Genomic DNA, 19,461 nt, shown 5'->3' with positions numbered 1-19,461 from the left:
CCAAAGTGATTGTACAAGTGAAAGACTTAAAGAAAAAGTACAAAAAAGAATGGGTGTTAAAGGGAGTGAGCTTTGAACTACATGATCCGGAAATTGTCGCCTTAGTCGGTCCAAATGGTTCAGGGAAAACGACTCTTTTAAACTGTATGACCAATTTGCTCGCTTATGATGAAGGTTCCATTACATTAGTGGAGAAACATCACAAAGATCCAAAGGTGTTTTATGATGTATCGTATCTTCAAGATAACCGAATTTTATATGGCAACTTGACGGCTTATGATCATTTAAAATTTATTTGTCGTGTTCAGAAAATCCCGGCCAGCAAGATCCAAGAAGTAGTTGAACGAGTGGGGATGGAGAGTTATGTAAAAGGAAGGAGCGTTCAAAGCTTTTCTCTTGGGATGAAGCAACATCTTCTCTTAGCGATGGCGATTTTAAACGATCCGAAATTACTATTAATGGATGAACCATTGAATGGTCTAGATCCGACGAGTGCCATTAACATGAGGAACATTTTATTAGAGCTTCACAAAGAAGGCACCACTATTATCATTTCTTCTCACAATTTAGATGAAGTAGATCGGTTAACGAATAAGATTTATTTTATGAAAGATGGACAAATATTGGAGGAGAATTTAGAAAGCTATGCAACAAAGAAATACTATTTAACCGTTAATGACCCGCAAAGGGCCGAAATCATTTTAAAGAACCTGTCTTTTCCGTTAACAATCAATTTGGAAAAACAACTCGTTTTTGAGGATTCCCATATCTCGATTCAAGAGGTCATTAGTCAACTTAATCAACATGACATCTTGATTGAAGATATTGAAAATACTCGAGTAGGTGCCGAGAAAAGATATCGTGAACTCTTTGAAGGAGTTCGCTCAATATGAGGATTTTTCTTTTTGAACTTAAAAAAGTGGCTTGGAACCAAAAATGTCTCGTGATTTTTTTACTCCTTATTGCGGCTATTGTTGGCCTCTTTTTCCGAAATTTATTCTTTCAAGATTATGCCCATGATCAGCTAATGACAGAGGTGACCTTTTATATTGAAACGACGGAATTCAAAGAGCGGATGCATAAGCGAGCATTGGAGCAGGTAGGAGAGGGTGAAAAAATAGAGTATTTATTAGAAGTAAATTCGGATCTGTTGGACGTGGCACGTGAATGGCAACGTTCCCTTTCTACTTCTGATTGGCAAACTTCCCTTCGATTAGAAAATGAATTTCTTATGCATGTTCGAACGTACAAAATGGAGGGCGAGGATTATCCGATTTCCGATCAAGATATTTCTTATCGTCTATTTCAAAATCAGATTTTATTAGCGAAAGAGATTCCACCTGAATTTGAGCATTTTAGTGTGGCCCCACCAAACTATCTCAAACAAGTCGTCGATTTATTCATAAATTATGGAGGGTATATCGTCGTCCTTTTATTGGTTGGAGAAATTTTATCAAGGGAGTTTGAACAACGTTCTATTAATCTTCTATTTACCTTGCCATTAAATCGCTCTGGACTTATCATAGCAAAATATGCAAGTAGTCTTTTAATCTATTTTGCTGTATCCGTAATAGTGTTCGGTACCTCTTTTCTCATTAGTCAGCTTTTGGGTTCAGAAGGGACCTTTGATTATCCCGTTGTCATTCAACGAGAAGGGGGGCTCCTTTCGATTTCGATATCGGAATATTTATCAACCGGACTTTTATTGTTTACGGTTATGATTTTGCTTGTGATGGTGTTATTTCTGCTTTATAGTTTGCTTTTCAAAAGCATTCTTCCGTCCTTATTTGCTTTATTAGGAACCCTTATCTTGGGATATGCCTTAACGAATTTGATAAAGGGAAGTTTTTTTGCTTGGCTCAATCCGTTTCAATATATTTTGCCAAAAGAAGCGATCCTCTATCAAAATCAAGCCTGGTGGTATCAAGGAATTCCTGTCACGCTTCTTTTAGCCTTTGTGATTCTTATCGTGACGACTCAAAAAATAAAGACAAGTATGGCGAATTAAAAGTGGTCAATATGAGTTACACGCCAATGATAGTATCAAAATCAAATCACTCAAGTTTAAAATTTATATAATTTAAAGGATAGAGGGGACATGAAATGAAGGTATTATTAGGGATTATTTTAAGTGTTTTTCTGTTAACGGGATGTGCAGCTGATTCCTCTCATCCTAAAGAGGTCGAGAATGAAGAGAAAACGCAAACATCGATGGGCAGACCACCACAAATGTCATTAATGATTAAAACAGCGACACAGAACTCTATGAGCAATAACATTGGGTACTGTTGGACGACGAAAGGTGAAGAGCCTTGCACGGCGAACCCTTCAGATCCTGTAGAAGCAACGATGGAAATAGCTTCTTATGCGGTCGGTCTAGGAGAAAATTTAGAATTTCAGATTCTTATGGAGCCTTCAAGTGAAGTTCCTAATCCTAATCAAATGGAAGTATTTTTACAAGATGGAAACGATCACGAGGGTGAAAGTGTTGGTTTGACTAAAAACGAGCAATTATTATTTGTAGAAGCCCCTGAAAAGAAGGGACGGTATTATTATCTCGTTCATGTTGTATGGGACGAGGAGATTCAAGGAGAAGCCTATTATGCCTTCAAGGTAAATGTAAGGTGAATATTCTAATAAATTAGAAAAAATAAACATTTTTACAAAAAAAATAGAGGTCATCACAAATTAATATAGAATTTAAGTATTAATAGAGAGGAGGGAAAATTATGAACAAAAAAATTGGATTTCTTACCGTAGTCGTATTAATGAGTATGCTTTTTGTTGGCTTTCCTTTACAAACGACAAATGTATCTGCTGCCAAAAGTGAAGGAACGACAATCTCTTCACAATCTAGAACGGTTACTGTAAATCGTAGCTTTAGTCTCAATGCCACTGTACCCCAAACCATTCCTTATAATGATGGGAGAGGATGGTCTGGAACTTTAAGTTTAATTGGTCAGCAATCTACTGGTGATTATATACTCGCTACATATACCTTTTTGTTAGGATTGGTGTCGTACGAGGCTAACGTGATAAGATTAAGTATGTGACACTGAGGTCGATCGATATGAATTGAATACGTTACACACTAGAACGAAAAGAGGAATTCATCAGACACAGCTTCTAACATTTCTTTATATCTCGACAATTCGTGGATAATTGAGTTTACCTGCATTTTCAGCCTCATTATGGCATAACCCCAACTTTTATTGTAGAGCCTAAAAAAAACAGAAAAGACTTATCTCTTCTGTTCTTCATGATTTTATTATTTGCGTCGAAATATAGAGAAGTATTCATACTTTAATTTGTTTTAAAGCTTGATAATCTTGAACGAAAGATGAATAGGAACTTTCCTCCGAAAAAGAAAATTGGTTATTGATGATAAAATCTCCAAATGATAAGAATCCCTCTATTATTGCTTTGAAATACTCATCTTTAGGAATTGTATTTGAAATTTGATTGTCTTCACTTAATGTATTATGAATACTAAATGTAAATCCTGAATTATTTGTTACTATCTTAACTTCAAATAAAGAATCTAAAATTGATACTTCATATTCTTTATTTCCTGGTGTTAATATAGGTTCAGCTAATGTTTGCCATGTAAATAACAAATCTGTTGTTTCCATGTTTTCAGTTAAGATTACCTCAGAATTACATTCTAGTCTGATTGCCCCTTCTAGATAATCCTGATCATTTTCATCTAAGGTTTGATTCGCCAAATTAGCAGATAATCGATGACTAATTGGTAGAAAAGTAACTTTGTTACCTATGTTGATATTTGTATCCTTGATCAAAGTTTCAATCTTTAGCATATTACCACCCCATTAAACTGGATATGCTGATTTTACATACCCATCTTTCCCTATATTCACTTTATATCTTACACCATTTATAGTCTTATAAACATTAACAGAGTTTCCTTTTTTAAGAGCATTTCCAATGGTAGTTTTATTACTATTAATAACATTAGTAACAATGTTTTTAACTTGATTGACACTTAAACTAGGATCAAACATTGATTTCCCACTTTTCCCAGTCCAATAATTTGGGTGATGGTTTTGTAGAATATGTTGCATTTTTGACTTAGTAAAATAAACAGTTTTTCCTCCTGCGTTAGTGGTGAAATTAGAAAAATTGACTGTTGCTTTCTTAGCAGCATCTTTTGACTTCGCCTGGAATGTTTTTTTACCAATTTTTAAGATGGCTTTTTTTCCAATGTGTTGAACTGTAATTCTGGCAACCTGTGAACCAATAAAATAAATAGCTACAGGTAAAGCAGACGCTTCAATTTTTGTGGAGTCAACAATATGTTCTTCTCCTGTGTTAAGATCAATAAAATTAAAAACATATGAATCATCGTTTACTTCTAGGATTTCTATTTCATATTGTCCTTCAACCACTTTTCCTTCTTCACGATGTTCAGTTATCATAATGATTTCTTCTGTTTCAAATGAAAATTCCATCTCAAATTTCGCTTCATTTTCATCATCTTCATATGTTGTTTCTACAATTAAGAAATCCCTTGATACTTCAGCCACTTCAACATGTAACTCTTCATTATTTTCAGTATCTAATTCTGTACTCAGTTCATCGTTTAAACTTTCCTCTACTACATCTTGTTCTTCATTAGTCAGTATAAATTCATGATCAGACTCAACATCATCTGCTTTAACATTGTGAAGCAAATCATATGGCATAACTGTAGTTATTAAACAAACAATAAGAAATACAGAAAATATTTTCTTTGCTATTTTCATCATCGGTCCTCTTTTCTTAAATTTAAAATGCCCATTCCATAATCACTAAATTTCCAATCATTGTTTGAAAAGGAATGTGCTTTTAAATAATCTTCAAAACTAGTATTCTTTTTAAATTCTCTTTGTTCTTGTTTATAATAATCGAGGAGAATAGAGATAATTCCTGTTGCATGGGCAGTAGCAAAACTAGTTCCATCAAAAAACGAATAACCACCATCTTTATTAGTGGTATAAATATTTTCTCCTGGCATGGCATAGTCAATATTATGTTTAGAGGCGAAACTAGAACGGTTTAAATCTTCATCAACTGATGTTATTGAAATAACCTCTTCATAAATTGCAGGATAATCACCACGCAACCCAAATGTGTTGCCGATCGATGCAACTATAATAATACCTTCTGATATAGCTCTATCAATAGCCTCTTTTAGTGGTTTACTTTCTGTTTGAAAACCAAAACTCAGATTAATTATTTCTACATTTTGTTCAACACACCAATGAATCGCTTCAATTAGATGTTCAACCTCGCCTTTTCCATTTTCATTTAGTATTTTCACATCGTAAATTTCTACATTCTGAGATAATCCAATTACTCCAAATTCATTATTTTCTGCTGCGATTATCCCAGCAATAGCTGTTCCATGACCAAACTCATCAATAATGGCAGTTTCTTTTTCTAGAATATTAAATTCAATGAATTTAATATGTTGTAAATCTTCATGTTCTTTGTTTATTCCACTGTCAATAATAGCAACCTTGACCTTTTCATGTTCTAAAGAAATGTCAGGTAACAATAAATCGTATGCCCATGATGTAACTTGTGATTCTAGTTTCAATTCATCCTTAGATTGATTGGATACTAAACTTTGAAAAACAACTATTGCCATAATAACTAATAATAAGATAAGTAAGATTAAATAAAGTTTTCTTTTTTTCAATACATACCACCCTTCTATTAGTAAAAATGGAACTATTTTATTATATTGAAAACATATAAATATTCAATATATTTTTCTAAATTTTACTTTTTTAATTCGAGTAATCTTTATACTCTTTGAAAGTAGTAAAATTTTTTTGTCCGATTGAAGTAAAGTTTATCATCTTACAAAAAAAGTACCTGAGAAATTATTTCCCAGGTGTTTACTATTAATTTTCTAGTTCTTTAACAATTTTTACGGCACTGAACTTTTTAGGATAATCTAAACTCATTTCTTTTGTATTATTTTTTTTATTTTAAATGGAGATTAATTATTTGGATATTTAGTCCGCGTAAAGGATAAGTTAATTTTTTCTCCTCCTCAGATAATACCCTCCACCAGCAACTCCTAACACACCAGCACCAATACCACCAAACAACAGTAACCTCTCCCGGTCTTCTTCCTTCTTCACTTCCTGTCCTTCATAAAACAGACCATCATACAAAGCGATCGCATCCTCATTCACTTTAAAACCTTCAGGAATATAGTAATCTTTGTTTTCATAACCGTTATCGTATGCTGTAGTTTTGATTTCTGCCGCAATGTCATTAGATCCATATCCTTCTTCATACCACTCTAATAAAGACTCATGGACAACATCCGCCGGTGGTTCATAACTCATAAGCTGAAAAGCTAATAAATATCCTAGTTCCAACGTTTCACCTTTAATTGTCTCAAACCCTTCTATGTAACCTTCGTTAAAAAATTCAATAAACCGATCGTCAATTTCAACTGAAGTCTGCTCAACAAGTTCGTATCCACTCTCATAGCCTAAGTCTTGATGCTTCTTTTGCTCTTCTTCTGAGCGTTTTTTAAAACCCTTTTCATATTCTTTCGTATAAACTTTGCTTAAGTCAATATCATCTTTCACTTCATTAGGAAACTCTAACTCTTGTAGTTCATACCCCATTTTGTAACCACCATCTTCAGCATTGATGAACTGCATTTCGCGATTATAGGCCTTTTCAAAAGCAGCGATGTAAGCTACATTCCAATCTTCTGACTCAGATTAACCCTCTCGCCTTCCTTATTTCTCTAAGTCGTTTACCAAATAGGTTATTATTTTTCTTTAACATTTTTGAATCCTCCATACTAATATCTATATAATTATAGCATATATTTTCTCACTAATATAAATGTTCCATATGCAATAATGTATTAAACGCTCTTCTTTTTTAGTAGAGTTTATACAAAAAAAACCCCACTTTTTAAGTGAAGTTTCTCATAAATCCAAATTTTATGCAAAGTTATGAGCCAGCACAATTCCCTGAACAATACACTGTACCACGATATCGGTAGTAAAATTACTCCTAAAAAAATAAATAAACTTATTGATCAATTCGAGATTGCAGAAGATTATCAGCATCTCTTTTGCTTTTCTACTATTTTTCATAATGAAACTTCTCAATTTAATAAGATTAATTAGGAGTGTAATTCATATATATGCGGACAAAAATGCAAAACTGGTATGTACCTATAAATGTTGATCTACTGTAAGGAGTACAACTGTAATCAGCCACAGCGGTGAATTTCCCATTAGTCGTCCAATTATTTAAAGGACATTCATCCTCTACAATTGCATGAGGGATAGTAGGATTCGAAAGAACCATTTCCATACATTCACCTTCATATCTTTTATTTGGAATAACGAGGTCCGGTAGTTAATGGTGAATGAGTCCACATTGGTAGCTATACACTTTAGTGTTTCTGGAGTGCTCGCTGGCTTTTCGATTCCAAGTGCCAATAACTTTCATTGTCTTCATACAACAAGGAGGAGCAATCCTACCTAAAGGTTTCCTTTCTCTGAATTAAAATTAGTAGAAATTCAGTATTATATAGATGCTATACCTATCAATTTTAGTTGGTAACAATGTCATCGGTCGGACATCGAAGTTTCCCTTTAATATTATATAACTGACATTGAATAATATAAAACAAGTCATAAAATACAATGATATATAAGGTCTACTATGTGGTTAACAATTTTAGACTTTTAACTAGTCATAATAGTGATTCTTCTGGAAGTCAGTGCAATTATTATTTCTGTTTTAATAAATATCGTTAAACTATATTTTCTTGATAGCTCAGAAATATAGTAAGAAAATCTACCGAATACATTTACTTTTATGGTAATTTATTCTATTGTGATTATAGCCGGCCGAGCTAAAATCGATTGGAGAAGGGGAAATAAAATGGAGAAAAATATTGAAAGATTAAGTTTAGAAAAAACTGAAAAAGGAAAAGCAGCTTTAAGTTTACTAGATCTAGATTTAGAAATCTATGAAGTAGATTCGACAACTATGATGGACACAATGGGAGCATCTGGAAGCTTTAATAGTTGTTCTTCAATCGTAAAAACAGGACTATAAGCACTTTTGAAAAAAATGAAACTGTCGAATTTTTTCATGCAAATAAAAAGTCCTATTAATAAGTGAAATGTCAAATTTAAGCTGATTAATTTTGAATTATAAAATTAATCAGCTTAAATCATAAAGGAGAGTGCTTAGTGTATAATATTGCGAATTTGATTGTGAGAGAGTCTGCTTATAGACATAAAAACTTAGCATATACATTTAAAAAAATTGAAGATAATAGTTTGTTCGATTTATTAATAGAGGATGATGAATTTTTAGAGAGGTTAATGATTTCAAGTGAAAATCTATATAGAGCTATCATTAAAGCCAAAGAAAAAGGGGATTATCCACTCCATATGGTAAATTCTGTATATAAATACTATTTGAGAATGAGTACTAGAGCTATTCCATTCGGATTGAACTCCTCAATTGGTTATGTAGATACTAATGAGAAATTACATAAAATAGTACGTCCAAGTAATATTTGGTTAAATGAATTAAGAAAAAAAATAGAAAGTAGAATAGAAATAACTTCACTCATAAAAGTTCAATTAAATAATATGGTTAGGATAAAGAAATTACATATTGAGTTAGACACTATTAACGAATCTAAGAACATAATTAAAAAAATTAGAAAGAATAAACTAATAGAATATTTATTAAATCAGTGCAAAACACCTGTCTATATAGAAACTTTAATTAAACAGTTAAGTGAAAAGTTCGCAGGCGTATCTAAAGGTGAACTATTGCATTTTATAAAGAATTTAATAGATATAAATATTTTAGTAACTAATATTAAACCTCATACATATAATTTTGGTAAAAGCTGTTTGAATCTAATGATTGATAGTACAGATGAGAGTATAAAGAAGAAGCTATTGTATATTCGTAACCTTATTGATGAATACGAGATGAGCCGAGTTGGACAAGCGATTAATTTGTACGAGAAAATGATTATAGAAATGCGGAAAGTTTGTTATGCAAAAGAATATATAGTCGTTGATTTAATTGGGAATGAATCTATTAATCCCACTGAGGTAAATGAAAATTCTATTAAAGAATTCATAGATAACATCCAAGTTTTTAACCAACATCAAATATTTGATCCTAGGTATATTATGTTTGAACATTTTAAAATTAAATTTTTAGCAAGATATGGACAATTTAATGAAGTAAGTTTGATAGAGGTGATCAATAAAGATAAAGGTATTGGTCTACCAAATGAAAATTTAGGTTCAACTTTCTATAAACTTCAAAGCAAAATTGATAAAATTAAAGCAAAACAAGAAATGTTTATATTTAATAAATGGTTGAGAAGCGACGTCTTAAAAGAAGAAGTAATAGTGCTGAGTGATGATGATATATCAGAAATGAATAATTATATAAATTATGAACTTACTACACAAGCTAATATAGGATATGATATTAAGTTTAATATGTATCGTAATAACGGAAGTGAAAAATATATACTTACTAATAGCTCTATTTCAAGCTCACCATATGTATTTGCAGGGAGGTTCAATCTGAAGAAAAATAATATAATAAATAATGAGGGTTATAACCAAGCGGCTATTTGCACGTTACCTTTTAATTATCCAGACTTAGGTATTTCTTTTAACAAAGTCATCTCTAATATAGAGATTGATTGTTTATCTGAAGATGAGGGTTCTATAAATATTAACGACATAGTCATGGGGTTTAAAGAGGGTAATCTTTATTTAAAATCTAAGAAAACACAACAAATAATAGTACCTATCCGGACTAATTTATTATACTATAACAATTTTAATGAGCTACGTATAACTCATTTTTTGAATTTATTTGCAGAAGTGATGAGTTGCCATCCACGTGAATTAAACTTTTCACATCTTAATAACTTAGTTTGTCTACCTAGGATAGAGTATAAAAATATTGTTTTCCATACAAAGAAATGGCAAATATCAAAAAGTAATATAGTAGGTTCTAATAAAGATGTGTCAAGAAAAGAGCTAAGAGAATATTTATCTAAAATAAATGTAGAAAAGATAGTAAATTTAATAGTAGGGGATATGAATATTACTTTATTTACAGAAAATAGTTTTTCTTTGGATATTATTATAGAAGAAATTAATAAGCAAGAAATAGTTACTTTATCAGAAGTAATAGGTGCTAATGATACAATTGGAAGGGATTATATTTTAACAATTCCAGAATTTAAACACGATTTTATTGAAAATGGAAATATTCAGAATGAAAATGATAATAATAAGTATGATATTAGTTATCACTACTATAAAATATATTATGAAAAATACAATAAAGATATTGTCACAAAGTTAATTAGAGAATTATTAGTAAGTACAAAAAGTAAGGAATATTTTATTGTTTACTATAGTGACGAAAAAGAACATATAAGAGTTCGATTTAAAGGTAAAGATACTTCGGTCCATAATCTTGAGACTAGTTTAAATAGTTTAATAGACTCGGAGGATATAATTGACTACTCTAAAAATTTGTTCTTTCCGGAAAAAGAAAGGTATGGCGGAGAAAAAATATATAAAGAAATATATAAATACTTCTATTTAGATACAGACTATTACTTTAACTTATTAGACGATAACGAGTATAAGAAATTTTCTGTAGAAGAGAAAGGAATTTTTGTTGTAATTAATACTTTACTTGATTTTTTCCCTAATTATAAAAATGCTTTGGAATTTATAAAACTATGTAATAATGATACAGATAAGGCTAGCTTATATAAATTTAAGAAAAATAGAAACAGATATAAAAATAATGTAAAAATATTATTAGAAAAATATAGAGATAAATACAATGGTTACGAAAAAAGAAAACAAGGTAAAGCTATTGAAAGTATAATAGAACTTTTTAGGATGGGAGATGAAAGAAAAGAATATATATATCAAAGTATTATACACATGGCCATTAATAGACACTTTTATGTAGAGAGAAGTATAGAAAATGAAATGTTGTCGTTATCGGGTTACTGTCTTTATAATTTCAAATATCTAATGGAAATTGAGGGTCGATATGGAGAATTACAATGAAATTTATTGTTTTCATAATAATAACCCTAAGGTGAATTTATTATGTGTAAAAATATTATCGGATTTTGAACAAATAACAATTTCTAAGAGTTGGGAGAATGGATATCATACAAAAATAATGGGAGAGTTAAATATAGAAGATATAACATATATAGTAGCTCTCATCAGCTCAGTAATTAATGAAAATACTGATTATTACGATGAAGAAGAGTTTAGATTTAAATATAAAAAAAATGCTATGTTATCAGATAAAAGAGAATCGTTATATAATATTTTTCAAAATACAATTAAAATTAGGAATGGTTGGAAACAAAATGAGTATTTCGAAAATATAAAACAGTTAGAAATGTATATTAAAGTAAGTAAAGTTTTTGATGATTATTATAAAGATGATTACTTTAAAGAAAATACCATTTATTCAATCATCGAAGATATATTACCCTTTTCTAAATCTTTACCGGAGGAAATGCTCCATAATAGTCCTATGCTCAATTCAGATGGATATATATCCCATTTATCTCATTTTGCAGGATTGCTAAATTCGTTGAATAGCTCAAGTAGAGAGAATGTGAAAAAAGTATTTGAAAAACGTTATCAAAACTATAAAAAAAGAAGAAATCATAACCCAAGGCATGACTTGAGTGAAAAATTGAATGTTGTATTTGAGGATTTTAAAAAGATGGTTGATAGAAAAGAATTTAATTTTTTTTCTCCATTTAGTGAAGAATACTTAGTTGAAAAATACAAACTGGCTTCCAATAATCATCAAGAGATTTTTCTAAATAAAGATATAAAACATAAAATACTTTATGATCAAGTACTTTGTTGGAACAAATTTGTTCTAAATATATTATATGAGAAATTAGTTTTATTATGTATCGTACCCAGAGAGAAATTTTTTATGAATTATTTCATAGCTAAAGAGAAATATGTGATTGAACAATATCAATAGGAGGAGTTTTTGTGTATCTTAATCCATCATTTTTTATCATAGATAATAACTCAAAGTTTATACTTTCAAGTGATAATAAAAATATCGAGATAAAACTAAACGATGAACAAAAAGATGTTTTCTATAACCTCATAAATAAAATTAGAAATAGAGAAGGTAATTATAATCATATTGAGAGGAAATTCATAGGAATATTGAAAAATTACAATATGGTATATACAAATGAGGTAAAAGAAGAGAAATATGAGTATCAGGTTTATAGTAACAATATTTTTTTCGACCATTGGTTTAACCAAGGTAAATTGGAAAGCCAAGAGCATTCAACACATGGTTTATATGTAATTCTTACTGAGAATTATATGGTTGTCTCATTGGGCGATATTAGAGAAAAAATCAGAGATTATATGGAAATTGATCTAAGTAATAATAAGATATTTTTAGAATATGCAAAAGTAGTATTAAAATATAAAATATTCGATAATGAGTTTTTAAAAGAATTAAATAAAGGTGAGTCACTGATTATCGATTTAAATAACTATACTAATGCCCATAGTAGTATTGTGTTAGATGAAATTAATTATAGTAATTTATCTTCAAGCATTTATAATTATACAGAAATCTCTAAATATAAAATAGAAACTTCTCAAAGCGATTTTTTTCCGCTATATACCTGTAAGTTGCGTTTTCAGGGTGAACAAATAAGGTTAAAGTCAGTAGGTATTAATGAAGCTGACGCTAAAAATAACTTAATATTCATGATTATCCAAGAATTAAGCTTGGAATTTATATTCAGATTCTCAAAACTAATAATAGATGAAAATGAAAATTATATAAAAAGAGTGTTGGCCCTGAATTTCCCAGAAGTCAAAAACAGCTTAAATCCCTTAAAGAAAGAGAACTTATTATCTCGATGTATTAATAATGAAGAGAATTTCTCGGACAGTCTGACATATACTATATATATCAATTATATTAGCAATCTTTTAAAAAATAGTAAAGGAAGAAAATATGTTATTAAATAAAGTAATAACAAACATAAGAAGTATTATTGATGATTTTAATTTAGAAAGGTTTCATGATTCTCTTATGAATGCTCAAGGTAAGCTATTTATTTCAGAATTAGATAAATGTCGTGTATTAATTCATAAAGAGTCAATATATATGAGTAATAACTATTACGATATTGATAAAATACCTCATACAAAAATTTTTATAGGTTTTGATATCCTTCTAAAAAAAATTGTATTATATTACTTAAATAATTTAAGAATTCTAGATTATTTATTAATACATGATAATTATGCTTACTTATTTTACGAGAGACAAAATAAAAAAGGTGAAAAAAGGTATTTCAAAAATAGTAGCAGTGATAAAAGAATAGATCAAGATATTAATCAGTCTGTTTTAAAACAAACTTTAACATTTTATAAGAATGGTTATCTTTATCAAAAAGATAATGATTTATCAGTAATAATGAACAGAGAGCATATTAATATTCAAGGTCATGGTTTTAGTGAATCTGCTAGAAAGAGTTTCTATGAATATCTAGAGCGACTTGCTGCTTCAACAAAATTAAAAAATACAATATTTGATAATTATGATAATCTGAAAAGAAACTATTCTGTAATTCATCCTAAGAAATTGGGTCTCTATGCAAATCATTTTGATGAGAATTTAGTTGCATATGATGACAGTTTAAATACAATTTGGGCAAATGGAAAATCCTTAAGAAATAATAAAGGGATTTTAATACCAGAACAGTATGTACAGTATTTATACAAGAATCATGTTAATCAATTTATTTATGATAATTCAAATGGATGTGCACTTGGAAATAGTTTAGAAGAAGCAACATTATTTAGTTTATTAGAATTAATTGAACGAGAAACATTTTTGAATTTTTGGTTTAATGATAAAAACCTTTCTTTAAGAGAGTTATACTTAGATTCTAATTTATATAAAAATAAGTATTTGTTTTTTGGGAATGAGGGGTATGAACTAAGGGTTTTTTTGATTAAGAATAATGTAGATATACCTGTAGTCTTGGCAATTATATTTAGTGAGGATGGCAATAAGCCTATTAATTGTTTAATTGGCACTGGTGCTCATATGAATATTTTGCATGCTGTGGATTCTTCAATAGAAGAGTTATATTACGCTTTCAATGCTTATAATAACTTCACTAACCCTAATAATCTAAGGAGGAGAATCCAAAAATGCTATGAGAAGAAAAAACTTGAGAACATAGAAGAGCATGTACTATATTTTGCATCAAAAGAAGGAACACGTTTAGTGAAGAAAAAGTAAATAAACCTAAGATAGTTTCTTTAGGTGAATTAATAATGAGATACAACTATAGAAATATTGATTTGAAACAGGAATATAATTATGTAGTAAGAAGAATTTTAAAATATTATGAAGATGTTATTGTTGTTAACCAAACTAACGAATATCTCGATCACTTTAATTTAAACGTTTCTAAAGCATTCCTTATAGGTGGTACACCTCTTGATTTTGGTAAAAGAGTAAGGTTAACTGATACTTCATTAAGTAGGCAAATATATATAAATGATAACTTCCATCCTTTAGGTTAGGTGATATGCTAATGATTTTGACTAAGAACGATTTACTTAAAGATATTAGCTTTAATTATAACAAATTTATCGGAACACAAGATCTAATTTCAACCATGAATGATTATACTTTATTGGGGGAGATTAATTCCTCAGATATATCCGATTTTTACAAAGAAGTATTAAAACTTAATGATTATCTAAAGGTTACGGGTAATACAAAGTATAAGTTACATAAGTCTTACCCATCACCACGTTCAATTTACCCTTTTAGTATATTTTTAGCTATCGATGGGGTGTATATTAAAAAAGATGAATTCAGCGATAAATACCTTGTTTACAAAGGTATCAATGAGAAATCTGATTCAATTGTAATAGAATTTAGTGACAAATATCCAGAGTTCTATAAATCTATAAAGAAAACCTTATTATTATTAGAATTAGGTCATTTACTTTACAACATAGGTGTAATTAGTCAAGCTTATGGAGTTTCCTGGGAGGTAGATTTCAATAGCTCTAATTTAGTTTTAAAGTTAAAAAGTAATAATGTTTTAAAAAAACATCTGAATTTAAATGATTTTTATAGAAAAATAGACTTGAGAAGTAGTGGCCCTTTCACAAACGTCTATTTAGGTAATAAAATAGAAACAAAGCATATAAACTATTCATTGGAAGACTCACTGTCTATAATAAAGAATATTTACGGAATTCATAATATTTTTAATTTTATTGACATGCATATATATATAAATGAAAATTCTACTGAATACAAATCAAAAAAAAGTGGAAATAGTATTAGTTATCAAAAATTAAATCAAATTTATCCTTATCTAAACTTTAGAAATAATGATGCTTTTATTATTTTTACCATAAAAAATAATTACATAGTAGAAGAAAAATTATCTTTTTTATACTCTGGTATAGGTATCATTAGCCAAAATATTATTCTTAATAACTGTTGTAATAATAAATTTACTCGTCCAATAAAAAGTATAAACTTACCATTGATTGATGAAATTTTATGTTTAGATCCTTCTAAAGAGACTCCAGTATTTGGGGTGATTATATCAAATTATTGAAATTCAATGAATAAATTGATTTAAAAAGAGGGGGATATAGATGGATACATCTTGGAAGAAAATATTGAGATTTTCATTACCTATGACATTTATTGGGATCGCAGAAATGTTAACTACCTTAATTGATATGCTTTGGGTTAACTATTTCATCAAAGACCCTAATGCATTAGCAGCAATAAGGGTTTCTTTCTCATATACTATGCTAATTGAAGCTATACTTGTTGGTTTTGCTGCTGCGATGCTCATTTACATTAGTCAAAACTTTAGTTCAGGCAATAAAAAGGGGGCCAATGATGCTTTAAGGACAACCGTGGGAGCCATTATGACCTTTGGTATTATTTCAGGAGCAGTTGGTTTATTATTATTAGGGCTCTTAGGAAATTTGTTTGGTGCAAATGAAGCGACAATAAACTATTCACAACAATATTTAAGACCATTATTATTAGGGTTTGTGTTTATTATTATGAATAATTTCTTATTAATACTGCCTAGGTATTTTGAGAAGTTGAAAGTCGTATATTATGCACTAGTAATATTAATCGTTACTAATATAATTATTACTCCAATACTTATGCTCTATTTTGAAAGGAATGATTATTCGCTAATTGCAGCGGCGGGGTTAGGTACTTTAATTTCTAATGTATTCTCTTTAGCTTACTTAGTCTGGTTAATATTCTACAAAGACTATTTAGAAATAAACATTAATAAAAAATACTTGATTCCAAAGATGTCCTTCAGTTTAATTAGAAGGAACTTTTCATTTATTTCTTCGCAAATATTTAACAACCTAACGCTAAGTACTTCCACCTTTCTTTATATACTTATATTATCTTACTATCCAGAACAAGCTTTCAATGTTTTTGCGATTGGAAGTTATATTTTCATGCTAGCTGGTGTATTTGCTCAGAATTTCAGTTTTAGCTTATTACCATTAGTATCTAGATTAAAAGGAGAAGGAAAAATAGCAGAAATAAATCAAATAGTGAAAAAAATGGTGAGTGTTCTAGCAGTTTACTCGGTTGTTATAGTAGGATTTTTATACTTATTTAGGGTGAGTATCGCTGAGATTGTGGTTTCTAGCGAAATTGTCTTATATTTTGTTCAGTTTATAGAAATATATTCAATGCCTTGGATTCTAGGTAATATTAGTATGATTTTCATTTTTCTCTATTCAGGCTCTGGAGATGCTAAAGCGAGTATGTATTTAATTATTTCAAATATGTATATAATCGTGCTTACTTCTATTCTAATAATTCCACATATGTATGAAGATTTAGTAATCGGGGTATTCTTCGCTTTAGCTATTATTCAAGTTTTAACGTTAATCAATTCATATGCACTTTACTTAACAGGAAGGTGGAAAAAAAATTATATTATAGAAAGCGAGGGGGTATCTTGAGAATTTGGAGAAAATATAATAAAACATTCCTTATTCAACCTGAGTCATCAGAAGACTTAGACGAGGTAAAAGAACTTAAGAATGCTATTGTAAAAGGAAAAGAAGGGAAATGGTCACGAAAAGAAAGGGAAATATTAAAAAATATAAAAAAAAGAATTGAGTGAATACATGAGCTTTCTTCTATCTAAGCACTTTTTATAAACTAGTTCATCAATACCTATTATTAAAAATTGTAATGTAGTACCAAACTATATTCTAAAGGAGAGAAGGCTTGTTTCTTGAGATACTAATATTTTTATTGAACAGAGGTTATGAATTATTCTTTACGTATCACAATATTCTAAAGTCTCTATAGATTTTAGAATATTGTGATTATATTGCACTAGAACTGAATTAGAAACTTGTATAGCTAATACTGTTACATATGATTATCTATTTAATCATAAGTGAGAGACAATAGAATGTAAGAAATTGATTATAATCTAACATAAAGGATGCAGGAAATAGGAGTAACTAAAATTTAATGAACCTGACTATTTAATGGGATTTTCCAATCATGAGGAAAACATATGATAAAGAATTTAAGGTATAAGCTGCTTCAAAGGGGATCCGAATTTCACCAAAAACATTTACGAAAATTATGAAGAAACATAACATTCATTTTAAAACAGTTAAAAAGTATAAAATAACACCAATTCTAGGTTTCAACTACTTTTGTTATCGGACCTTTTAAATCAAGGATTCCAAGTGATGTGTCCTGGAATATGGAATGTTGGCTATACCTAACGTCTGACATGGATTTATATTTAAGACGCATCTTGGGTTAGACAATAGGCGGTCGTATGACCAAAAAATTGGAGTTAACGGCACTCAAAAGAGCGATGGTTATACAGCGATCAAAACTAGGTCTAATTCACCACTTTGATCGAGGAAGTCAGTTTACATTGAAGAAATATCTAGAATTATTCGCCAAAGGAAAATCACATCCAGTATGAATTGAAAAGGGAACTGTTATGATAATGCCTCTATTGAATCTTATAATGGCATTATTAAAAGAGAGATGGTTTTTCATGATAAATATAAATCCAGAGCACAGGCTTAAAAAAAGTACCATTGAGTTTTTAATGAGCTTTAATAATTACACGAGAATACATTCTAATAATTAGTATATATCACTTGGTGCTTATGAAATGGACTATTATCTAAGTCTGGAACAAAGTCTACTTAGGTAAGTAAGAAGCTTTGAGTAAACGAAGTACGGATCCTTATTCGAGTTGTCTAATTTCTTGACATAGTATCAGATTTAAGGAGGGAATGGAATGAAGACAGTAGTAGCAATAAACCCTAATGTTAAAAACCCTAAAAAATGTACCGATTTAGGTGAAGTTGATTTTGGCGAAGTAAAAATAAGGTTTGGCTTAGTTGAATTTGAACAACCCAATTTTGATATTAACGATTCTAACAATGATGAATATTTGCTAGTTAAAATAAAAGCATTTAGTTGTAATTTTAGGGATAAAGCAATATTACTAGAAAGTTATCTCAAGATGAAACACTCAGACCGGTTATTTTTACCGTTTGGTTCAGAATTTAGTGCAGAGGTGGTATTTACGGGTAAAAAAGTAATGAATTTTAGGGTGGGTGATAAAGTAATGCCTAATTGCTCTTATCCCTATAGTGGAAAAAAAGGGATTTTACCGGGTGTCGCAACGAATTTTGCCTCAATAGGGTGGTTACGCATCCATAAAAATAAGGTTATAAAAATCCCTAGAAGTATAAATGAAATTGAAGCAGCATGCTTTTCATTAAGTGCACAGACTGCAACAGGCATGATACGACGTTCAGGAATACTTGATAAAGGAGGTACGCCACTAATACTAAGTGCCAGGTCAAATACCTCCCTCAATAAAGTTTAATTTTCTCGCTAATACTCGTGTATTCTCCAAATTTCTCTAACACCAAATAGTAATCTTACCAGTACTACTGGATAGAAGTAGAACGAATTAAAATTTCTTACAGGGGATAATCCATCCTAACGTCCAAACTGGTATAGTTTGGTAATTGAGTAGTATGACCGTGCCTATAAATCTCCACGCTACTCACGGTCGCTAACCCTCCCATGTCTCTCCGGATTGGTATCCATACCTTCCTTCGTCCTGCGTATCCATGAGGTGGAGGTCGGATAAGCTCCTTTGCTGGGTCATAAGCCCGTATGGTGAAAATAAACTCCGACTCTGCACTATTGGTGTTTGTTATTTGTAAGTATACAGATGATGCACGGCTTTACATGGAGTGGCGGGCATGGTAGGCTTCCTTAGCC

18 protein-coding genes are annotated in these 19,461 nt (G+C 30.0%); 14 read left to right on the top strand and 4 right to left on the bottom strand.

Features of this window, described 5'->3' with window-relative positions; all coding sequences use genetic code 11:
* Positions 1 to 5: 5 nt before the first annotated feature.
* The 4 genes from BALCAV_RS14030 (at position 6) to BALCAV_RS14015 (ending at position 3,053) form a co-directional block, all read left to right on the top strand.
* Positions 6 to 893, top strand: a complete 888-nt coding sequence (locus BALCAV_RS14030) for an ABC transporter ATP-binding protein (protein ID WP_003320773.1) — start codon at positions 6 to 8, stop codon at positions 891 to 893.
* Positions 890 to 2,008 carry an ABC transporter permease gene (locus BALCAV_RS14025; RefSeq protein ID WP_003320771.1) on the top strand — a complete coding sequence of 373 codons (1,119 nt, stop codon included), beginning with the start codon at positions 890 to 892 and terminating at the stop codon, positions 2,006 to 2,008. Before BALCAV_RS14030 ends, BALCAV_RS14025 begins: the two co-directional genes overlap by 4 nt.
* Positions 2,009 to 2,103: 95 nt before the next feature.
* Positions 2,104 to 2,628 (top strand): hypothetical protein, encoded by a 525-nt coding sequence (locus BALCAV_RS14020; RefSeq protein WP_003320770.1) that lies wholly within the window; start codon positions 2,104 to 2,106, stop codon positions 2,626 to 2,628.
* Positions 2,629 to 2,729: 101 nt separating this feature from the next.
* Positions 2,730 to 3,053, top strand: coding sequence for a hypothetical protein (locus BALCAV_RS14015; RefSeq protein WP_003320769.1), 324 nt, complete (start codon positions 2,730 to 2,732; stop codon positions 3,051 to 3,053).
* Positions 3,054 to 3,296: 243 nt separating this feature from the next.
* Here the strand turns inward: BALCAV_RS14015 and BALCAV_RS14010 are convergent, their stop codons facing one another.
* The 4 genes from BALCAV_RS14010 to BALCAV_RS13995 form a co-directional block, all read right to left on the bottom strand.
* The gene (locus BALCAV_RS14010; protein ID WP_003320768.1) at positions 3,297 to 3,818 is read right to left on the bottom strand and encodes a hypothetical protein; all 522 of its coding nucleotides are present in this window, start codon (positions 3,816 to 3,818) and stop codon (positions 3,297 to 3,299) included.
* A gap of 12 nt (positions 3,819 to 3,830) precedes the next feature.
* The gene (locus tag BALCAV_RS14005; RefSeq protein ID WP_003320767.1) at positions 3,831 to 4,763 is read right to left on the bottom strand and encodes an SAR2788 family putative toxin; all 933 of its coding nucleotides are present in this window, start codon (positions 4,761 to 4,763) and stop codon (positions 3,831 to 3,833) included.
* Complete coding sequence (locus BALCAV_RS14000; RefSeq protein WP_003320766.1) at positions 4,763 to 5,701, bottom strand: S8 family serine peptidase; 939 nt, start codon at positions 5,699 to 5,701, stop codon at positions 4,763 to 4,765. Before BALCAV_RS14000 ends, BALCAV_RS14005 begins: the two co-directional genes overlap by 1 nt.
* A 343-nt stretch (positions 5,702 to 6,044) precedes the next feature.
* Positions 6,045 to 6,650 carry a hypothetical protein gene (locus tag BALCAV_RS13995; protein ID WP_003320765.1) on the bottom strand — a complete coding sequence of 202 codons (606 nt, stop codon included), beginning with the start codon at positions 6,648 to 6,650 and terminating at the stop codon, positions 6,045 to 6,047.
* Between the two features lie 1,282 nt (positions 6,651 to 7,932).
* Between BALCAV_RS13995 and BALCAV_RS22360 the strand changes: the two genes are divergently transcribed.
* The 10 genes from BALCAV_RS22360 to BALCAV_RS13950 all read left to right on the top strand — a co-directional run bounded on the left by BALCAV_RS22360 (position 7,933) and on the right by BALCAV_RS13950 (position 19,057).
* A complete protein-coding gene (locus BALCAV_RS22360) occupies positions 7,933 to 8,109 on the top strand; it encodes a hypothetical protein (protein WP_160173422.1) in 177 nt (58 codons plus the stop codon).
* A 137-nt stretch (positions 8,110 to 8,246) separates the two neighbouring features.
* Entirely contained in the window at positions 8,247 to 11,138 is a 2,892-nt protein-coding gene (locus BALCAV_RS13990; protein ID WP_003320764.1) for a thiopeptide-type bacteriocin biosynthesis protein, read from the top strand.
* Positions 11,122 to 12,090: a hypothetical protein gene (locus tag BALCAV_RS13985; RefSeq protein ID WP_003320763.1), complete on the top strand. Its 969-nt coding sequence runs from the start codon at positions 11,122 to 11,124 to the stop codon at positions 12,088 to 12,090. Before BALCAV_RS13990 ends, BALCAV_RS13985 begins: the two co-directional genes overlap by 17 nt.
* Before the next feature lie 11 nt (positions 12,091 to 12,101).
* Positions 12,102 to 13,112: a hypothetical protein gene (locus tag BALCAV_RS13980; protein WP_003320762.1), complete on the top strand. Its 1,011-nt coding sequence runs from the start codon at positions 12,102 to 12,104 to the stop codon at positions 13,110 to 13,112.
* Positions 13,099 to 14,397, top strand: a complete 1,299-nt coding sequence (locus BALCAV_RS13975) for a YcaO-like family protein (RefSeq protein WP_040324034.1) — start codon at positions 13,099 to 13,101, stop codon at positions 14,395 to 14,397. The genes BALCAV_RS13980 and BALCAV_RS13975 overlap by 14 nt, the downstream gene beginning before the upstream one ends.
* Positions 14,398 to 14,432: 35 nt before the next feature.
* Positions 14,433 to 14,684 carry a hypothetical protein gene (locus BALCAV_RS13970; protein ID WP_040324033.1) on the top strand — a complete coding sequence of 84 codons (252 nt, stop codon included), beginning with the start codon at positions 14,433 to 14,435 and terminating at the stop codon, positions 14,682 to 14,684.
* An 11-nt stretch (positions 14,685 to 14,695) separates the two neighbouring features.
* Positions 14,696 to 15,742 (top strand): hypothetical protein, encoded by a 1,047-nt coding sequence (locus BALCAV_RS13965; protein WP_003320760.1) that lies wholly within the window; start codon positions 14,696 to 14,698, stop codon positions 15,740 to 15,742.
* Between the two features lie 40 nt (positions 15,743 to 15,782).
* The gene (locus BALCAV_RS13960; RefSeq protein ID WP_003320759.1) at positions 15,783 to 17,141 is read left to right on the top strand and encodes an MATE family efflux transporter; all 1,359 of its coding nucleotides are present in this window, start codon (positions 15,783 to 15,785) and stop codon (positions 17,139 to 17,141) included.
* Positions 17,138 to 17,305, top strand: coding sequence for a hypothetical protein (locus BALCAV_RS22130; protein ID WP_160173421.1), 168 nt, complete (start codon positions 17,138 to 17,140; stop codon positions 17,303 to 17,305). Before BALCAV_RS13960 ends, BALCAV_RS22130 begins: the two co-directional genes overlap by 4 nt.
* A gap of 1,155 nt (positions 17,306 to 18,460) precedes the next feature.
* Positions 18,461 to 19,057: an alcohol dehydrogenase catalytic domain-containing protein gene (locus BALCAV_RS13950; protein WP_003320756.1), complete on the top strand. Its 597-nt coding sequence runs from the start codon at positions 18,461 to 18,463 to the stop codon at positions 19,055 to 19,057.
* The last annotated feature ends 404 nt before the right edge of the window (positions 19,058 to 19,461 follow it).

It is taken from the genome of Alkalihalobacillus alcalophilus ATCC 27647 = CGMCC 1.3604 (assembly GCF_000292245.2).
In the GTDB taxonomy this organism is placed as follows: Bacteria; Bacillota; Bacilli; order Bacillales; family Bacillaceae_D; genus Alkalihalobacillus; species Alkalihalobacillus alcalophilus.
Note: the sequence above shows the minus strand (reverse complement) of the source record. Positions and strands in the feature narration are given on the sequence as shown.

Excerpts from the sequence above, each read along its gene's own strand:
- BALCAV_RS14025 (WP_003320771.1), top strand. The coding sequence starts at position 890 with ATGAGGATTTTTCTTTTTGAACTTAAAAAAGTGGCTTGGAACCAAAAA.
- BALCAV_RS14020 (WP_003320770.1), top strand. The coding sequence starts at position 2,104 with ATGAAGGTATTATTAGGGATTATTTTAAGTGTTTTTCTGTTAACGGGA.
- BALCAV_RS14015 (WP_003320769.1), top strand. The coding sequence starts at position 2,730 with ATGAACAAAAAAATTGGATTTCTTACCGTAGTCGTATTAATGAGTATG.
- BALCAV_RS14010 (WP_003320768.1), bottom strand. The coding sequence starts at position 3,818 with ATGCTAAAGATTGAAACTTTGATCAAGGATACAAATATCAACATAGGT.
- BALCAV_RS14005 (WP_003320767.1), bottom strand. The coding sequence starts at position 4,763 with ATGAAAATAGCAAAGAAAATATTTTCTGTATTTCTTATTGTTTGTTTA.
- BALCAV_RS13995 (WP_003320765.1), bottom strand. The coding sequence starts at position 6,650 with ATGGGGTATGAACTACAAGAGTTAGAGTTTCCTAATGAAGTGAAAGAT.
- BALCAV_RS22360 (WP_160173422.1), top strand. The coding sequence starts at position 7,933 with ATGGAGAAAAATATTGAAAGATTAAGTTTAGAAAAAACTGAAAAAGGA.
- BALCAV_RS13985 (WP_003320763.1), top strand. The coding sequence starts at position 11,122 with ATGGAGAATTACAATGAAATTTATTGTTTTCATAATAATAACCCTAAG.
- BALCAV_RS13975 (WP_040324034.1), top strand. The coding sequence starts at position 13,099 with ATGTTATTAAATAAAGTAATAACAAACATAAGAAGTATTATTGATGAT.
- BALCAV_RS13970 (WP_040324033.1), top strand. The coding sequence starts at position 14,433 with ATGAGATACAACTATAGAAATATTGATTTGAAACAGGAATATAATTAT.
- BALCAV_RS13965 (WP_003320760.1), top strand. The coding sequence starts at position 14,696 with ATGATTTTGACTAAGAACGATTTACTTAAAGATATTAGCTTTAATTAT.
- BALCAV_RS13960 (WP_003320759.1), top strand. The coding sequence starts at position 15,783 with ATGGATACATCTTGGAAGAAAATATTGAGATTTTCATTACCTATGACA.
- BALCAV_RS13950 (WP_003320756.1), top strand. The coding sequence starts at position 18,461 with ATGAAGACAGTAGTAGCAATAAACCCTAATGTTAAAAACCCTAAAAAA.